The following is a 4,826-nucleotide window of genomic DNA, read 5'->3' as shown; positions in this document are numbered from 1 at the left end:
CCCCGTGGACGCCGGCACCCCGGGCCGGTGGATGACGGGGTATGGGACTCCGGCCCTACGTCGGCGCGGCGGCGTACGCCGCAGGTCGGATCATGAACCCATCCTGGCGCCGTACGGGGTGCGGGGGCGGCGGAACGGAGACTGGAAGCAATTTCCGAGGCACCGATTCTGCACAGAGGACTGGCATGGTTCTGCGAGACGGACGGACGATTTCCGCGCTGACGGTCGGCGCGGTGACGACCGCGCTGGCGGCGCTCACCCCCGTGACGGCGTTCGCGGCGGGCGATCCGCTCCAGCGGTACGCGCAGCAGCAACTCCGTTGGGAGCGTTGCGATGCGGACCGCCCGGCGGCGTTCGAGTGCGCGAAGGTCGAGGTGCCGCTGGACTACGCCGACCCCGGCGGCCGGACGATCGACATCGCGATATCGCGGGTCGAGGCGGGCAGCGCGAAGCAGCGGCACGGCGTGCTGCTGCTGAATCCCGGGGGCCCGGGCGGCCCGGGGCTGACCATGCCCGTGGAGATGGAGCCGCTGCTGCCGGCGGAGGTGCGGGACCGGTTCGACCTGATCGGGTTCGACCCGCGCGGTGCCGGGCAGAGCTCGCCGATCGGCTGCGACCTGAAGGCCGACGAGCGGACCTTCCAACACCCTTACTCGGCAGGCACGTTCGCGAAGGACGTGGCCTGGGCCCGGACGGTGGCCGACAAGTGCTGGGCCAAGGCGGGGGACGTGCTGCCGCACATCACCACCCGCAACACGGCGCGGGACATGGACGTCGTCCGGGCGGCACTGGGCGAGCGGAGGATCTCCTACTTCGGGCATTCGTACGGCACCTACCTGGGCGCCGTCTACGCCCAGATGTTCCCCCAGCGCTCGGACCGCTTCGTGCTCGACAGCGCGCTCGACCCGTCGCTCGTGTGGCGCGCGGGGCTCCGGGAGGCGTCGGCGGGGGCCGAACTCGCCTTCACCCGCTGGACCGAGTGGGCCGCCGCCCGCGACGCGGCGTACGGACTGGGTGCGACGGCGGCGGAGGTCCGCAGGACGTACTGGGACCTGGTCGCCCACGCCGACCGCACGCCCGTCCCGACCGAGGACGGGTCGCTCGACGGCGACGCCGTCCGGTCCGGCTACGCGGCGTTCGTCCACGTCGAGGCCGTCACCCCCTGGATCGTCGCGCTGAAGGCCGCCGCCGCGGGCGGGCCGGCCGCACCGGCGGTGCCGTCGGTCGTTCCGACGGACAACACGGTCTCCGTCGCGTGGGCCGTCCTCTGCGGCGACAACCGCAACTGGCCGCGCGACCCCGAGCAGTACCGCCGGGACGCGGTCCGTGACCGGGCCCGGTACCCGCTGGCCGGCGACCTGGGGGCCAACATCCTGCCGTGCGCGTTCTGGAAGCCGGCGGGCGGCGAGCCGGCCACCGTGGTGAACAACGACGTCAAGGCGCTGATCGTGCAGAACCAGTGGGATCCGCAGGCGACGCTGGCCATGGCCCAGGGCATGCGGCGGGCGCTGCACGGTGCACGGCTGGTCACGGTGGCCGGCGGCGAGGGCCACGGCGTGGTGGTGGCCGGCCCCTCCTGCGCGGACGGCAGCGTCACCCGCTACCTGACCACGGGCCGGCTGCCCGCGAAGGACCTGACCTGCGGCGGTTAGGGCGTTCCTCCGCCTCCGGGCGCACGCCCGGCACCGGCTAGGACAGCAGTTGCGCGGGGACGTCGGTGGCCCGGGTGAACACCGAGACCGGGAGCGGGACGTCGGTGCCCGGCGGGGGCCGCGTCCCCCTCCTCACGGGACGGAACGCCTAGCTCATCCGGAAGACCGGCCCGCGCGGGGTGAACGGGAGTGCGGCGCCGCGCGGGACGAGGAAGGCGTGCTCGCGGCGCAGCCGCAGGACGTCGCACTCGCCGTCGGTGATCACCAGGACGGGTGCCCCGGGCGGGAAGTCCTCGGCCCGTTCCAGCAGGTCGATGCCCGGCTGGAGGACGGTGCCGCCGCGCCCGTGCACCCGCAGGCGCCCGGCGATCTCCTCGACCGGGAGGTACCCGGCGTCGTGCGGGGCGGCGTCGCAGTGCACCACCCTGGCGGCCGGGACGTCCCGGGCGGCGGCGGAGGAGGCGATCGCACCGAGCGCCTTGCCGAGCAGCGCCCGGTCCATCGAGCCCGAGGTGTCCAGGACGACCCCGAAGGTGCAGCGCGGCACCTCCACCTCGGGGTGGTAGCGGCCGGCCCGGGGGATGTCCGGGGTGGCGGACTGCCGGCGGGCGGGGCGGGAGTAGCTGCGCACCGGTTCCGGGCTCGGCACGAACTCGTCGAACCAGCGGGCCAGTCGGGCGTCCCAGGGCAGTGGGGGGTGGGCGAGTGCGCGGATCTCCTCGACCAGCCCGGCCGGGAGCAGGCCGCGTTCGCGCCGGTGCAGTTCGAGGCCCTGCTGGAGTCCGCGGCGGTAGAAGTCGTCGAGGTCGACGTAGTCCCGGGGCGCTCCCAGCGGTTCGCCGAGGACGTCCGGGCGGTTCTTCCCGGCCAGGGTGGCGAGGCGGCGGATGCGGCGCTGGTCGCGGGCGATCCGGTCGTACACCTCCTCGGCCGACAGGCCGTTCAGCTGCGGGTCGTGCAGCAGCCCGTCGGGCATCTCGCCGACGCCCATCTCCAGCAGCCAGCCGTTGATGACGTAGTCGGCGGCGACGTTGAACAGGAACGGGTCCCGTCCGCCGCGGCGCTCGCCGTGCCGCAGGGCGGCGTGCAGGATCTCGTGGCCGAGGATGAACCGCCACTCCTCGTCGGCGTGGTGGCGCAGCGGGTTGACGTAGATCTCGCCGGCCTCGGCGTTGACGGCGGCGACGGCGATGTCGTGGGCGCGGGCGAGTTCGGCGTCGGCCACGACGGTGAGGCCGGCCGCGATGCCGCCGAGCAGGGGGTAGGAGGAGACGAACCAGTTGAGTGCCCTGTTCCAGGGCCGTTCGGGCAGGCGTTCGCCGGTCTCGGTGTCGATCCGGCCGCCGGCCCGGTCCATCGCGGCGGACATGGTGCGGGTGAGCGCGGCCGCGAAGGCCGTGGGCCAGTCCTCGCGGGCCTGGCCGTGGCCGCGCCACTCGACCAGCAGTTGGTCGCGTTCGGCGGTGCCGGCGGTCCCGGCGGTGTCGGGCGCGGGCAGGCCGTCGCGGCGCCAGCGGTCGGCCAGCTCCTCCTCGTCGCCGCCCGGGTACTCCTGCGGGAGGACGACCGGGGCGCGGCCGACCGGGAAGGTGGCGAGGAAGCGGTTGACCACCGCGCAGCGGGCGGCGGCCTGGTGGGCGTCGGGCTGGGTCCGGGTGCCGCGGGCTCCCGGGAGGTGGCCGAAGCCGAGGTGCAGCAGGCAGTGCGCCAGCACCCAGGCCCATTCCTCGGGTTCGGCCCGGCGGCGCGGGTTGACGTGCAGGGTGCCGTTGGAGTCGGCCACCGCCCAGCCGTTCGGCGGGGCGGTGGTGCAGGTCTCGGTGCGGCAGACGTCGGCGCGCAGGGCGGCGAGGGCCGGGTTGCGGCGGAGCAGTTGGAGGCCCTCGGCGAAGGCCTCGGCGCCCGGGTCCGGCTTCTTCCGGTCGGCCGGGGCGTGCTTCACCGGCGGGCCTCGACCAGGCGGGGCATGTCCCGGGCGGCCTCGATCAGGAACCAGGCGGGCAGCACCGGGTTGCCGTCCGAGCCGTCGGCGATCACCGTCTGGGCGACCTCCACCGAGATCTCGGCCAGCTGCACCAGCAGCGACTTGGCCCGGAAGGCGGTCTGCCGTTGCGCCCCGGAGGCGTGCTCCTTGCGGGCGGGCAGTTCCTTGACCAGCCGGCCGCGGAAGGCGTCGGCCAGGTAGTAGAGCAGGTCGCGGTCCTCCAGCCGGTGCGGCCAGCGGGCGTCGCCCTTGAGGATCGCCTCCAGGCCGTAGGAGTTGCGGACGATCTTCGCGTAGCCGCAGAAGGCGACCGCGTGCTGCGCGGTGAGCAGCCCGTGGGCGACGACCTTGAGGGTCGCCTCATCCAGGGTGGGGCCGAAGGAGTGCAGCGCGTCGGAGAGCATGTGCCAGGCGCGCGGGGTGGAGAACGGCTCCTCGGTCTTGGGCGGGGCGGACCACAGGTGGTCGGGCCGGTCGGTGAGGTGGTCGACGATCCAGGGGTGGATGCCGGCGCCGGCCGCCCAGCGCAGCCAGTCCTCGGCGCTGGCCCGCAGATGGACGTGGACCATGCGGTTGACCAGTGCGGATGCCATCGGGCGGGCGAGCGCGCCGTCGGTGGCGCGGTTCCCGGCGCCGATCACGATCGAGCCGGGCGGCAGCTCGTACGAGCCGATCCTGCGGTCCAGGATCAGCGAGTAGAAGGCCTTCTGGACGTCCGGCGAGGCCGCGTTGAGTTCGTCCAGGAACAGGCAGTACGGCTGGTCGCGGGCGATCTGCTCGGGCGGGCAGAACCGGGAGCGGCCCTCGGGGGTGAGCTGCGGGACGCCGATCAGGTCCTCCGGGGCGAGCTGGGTGCCGACCAGGCTCACGCACTCCAGGCCGAGCGACTCGGCGAACGCCCTGACCAGGGAGGACTTTCCGATCCCGGGGGCGCCCCAGAGGAACACCGGGCGGACGGTGGCCAGGCCGAGCAGCAGCTCGGGGATCTGGGCGGGCGAGACGCTGACTGCTCCCTGCACGGGGCTCCTTCGCGACAACGGTGCGTGACCGGCCCAGTGTGCGGGGGGAGTCGGCCGGGCGCACCTGGATTTTCGGCGGGCCGGGCCGTACGGGCCGCGGGCCGTACGGTCCGGGGTGTGGACGCGAGCGCGCGGTGGGTGACCGGTGCCGGGCCCGGTCGTTGCACACCC

Annotated in this window: 3 protein-coding genes; 1 reads left to right on the top strand and 2 read right to left on the bottom strand. The window is 74.4% G+C overall.

Annotated elements, in window-relative coordinates:
* Nucleotides 1-185 precede the first annotated feature (185 nt).
* Nucleotides 186-1,652: an alpha/beta hydrolase gene (locus ACIQOV_RS27835; protein WP_401053105.1), complete on the top strand. Its 1,467-nt coding sequence runs from the start codon at nucleotides 186-188 to the stop codon at nucleotides 1,650-1,652.
* A gap of 148 nt (nucleotides 1,653-1,800) precedes the next feature.
* Here the strand turns inward: ACIQOV_RS27835 and ACIQOV_RS27830 are convergent, their stop codons facing one another.
* A complete protein-coding gene (locus ACIQOV_RS27830) occupies nucleotides 1,801-3,594 on the bottom strand; it encodes a hypothetical protein (protein WP_401053103.1) in 1,794 nt (597 codons plus the stop codon).
* Entirely contained in the window at nucleotides 3,591-4,655 is a 1,065-nt protein-coding gene (locus tag ACIQOV_RS27825; protein ID WP_380553127.1) for an ATP-binding protein, read from the bottom strand. The genes ACIQOV_RS27830 and ACIQOV_RS27825 overlap by 4 nt, the downstream gene beginning before the upstream one ends.
* Nucleotides 4,656-4,826 lie beyond the last annotated feature (171 nt).

Origin of the sequence: Kitasatospora sp. NPDC091257 (assembly GCF_044757675.1) — a bacterium.
Taxonomy (GTDB): Bacteria; Actinomycetota; Actinomycetes; order Streptomycetales; family Streptomycetaceae; genus Kitasatospora; species Kitasatospora lactacystinica.
This window is presented reverse-complemented; position numbering and strand designations above follow the sequence as displayed.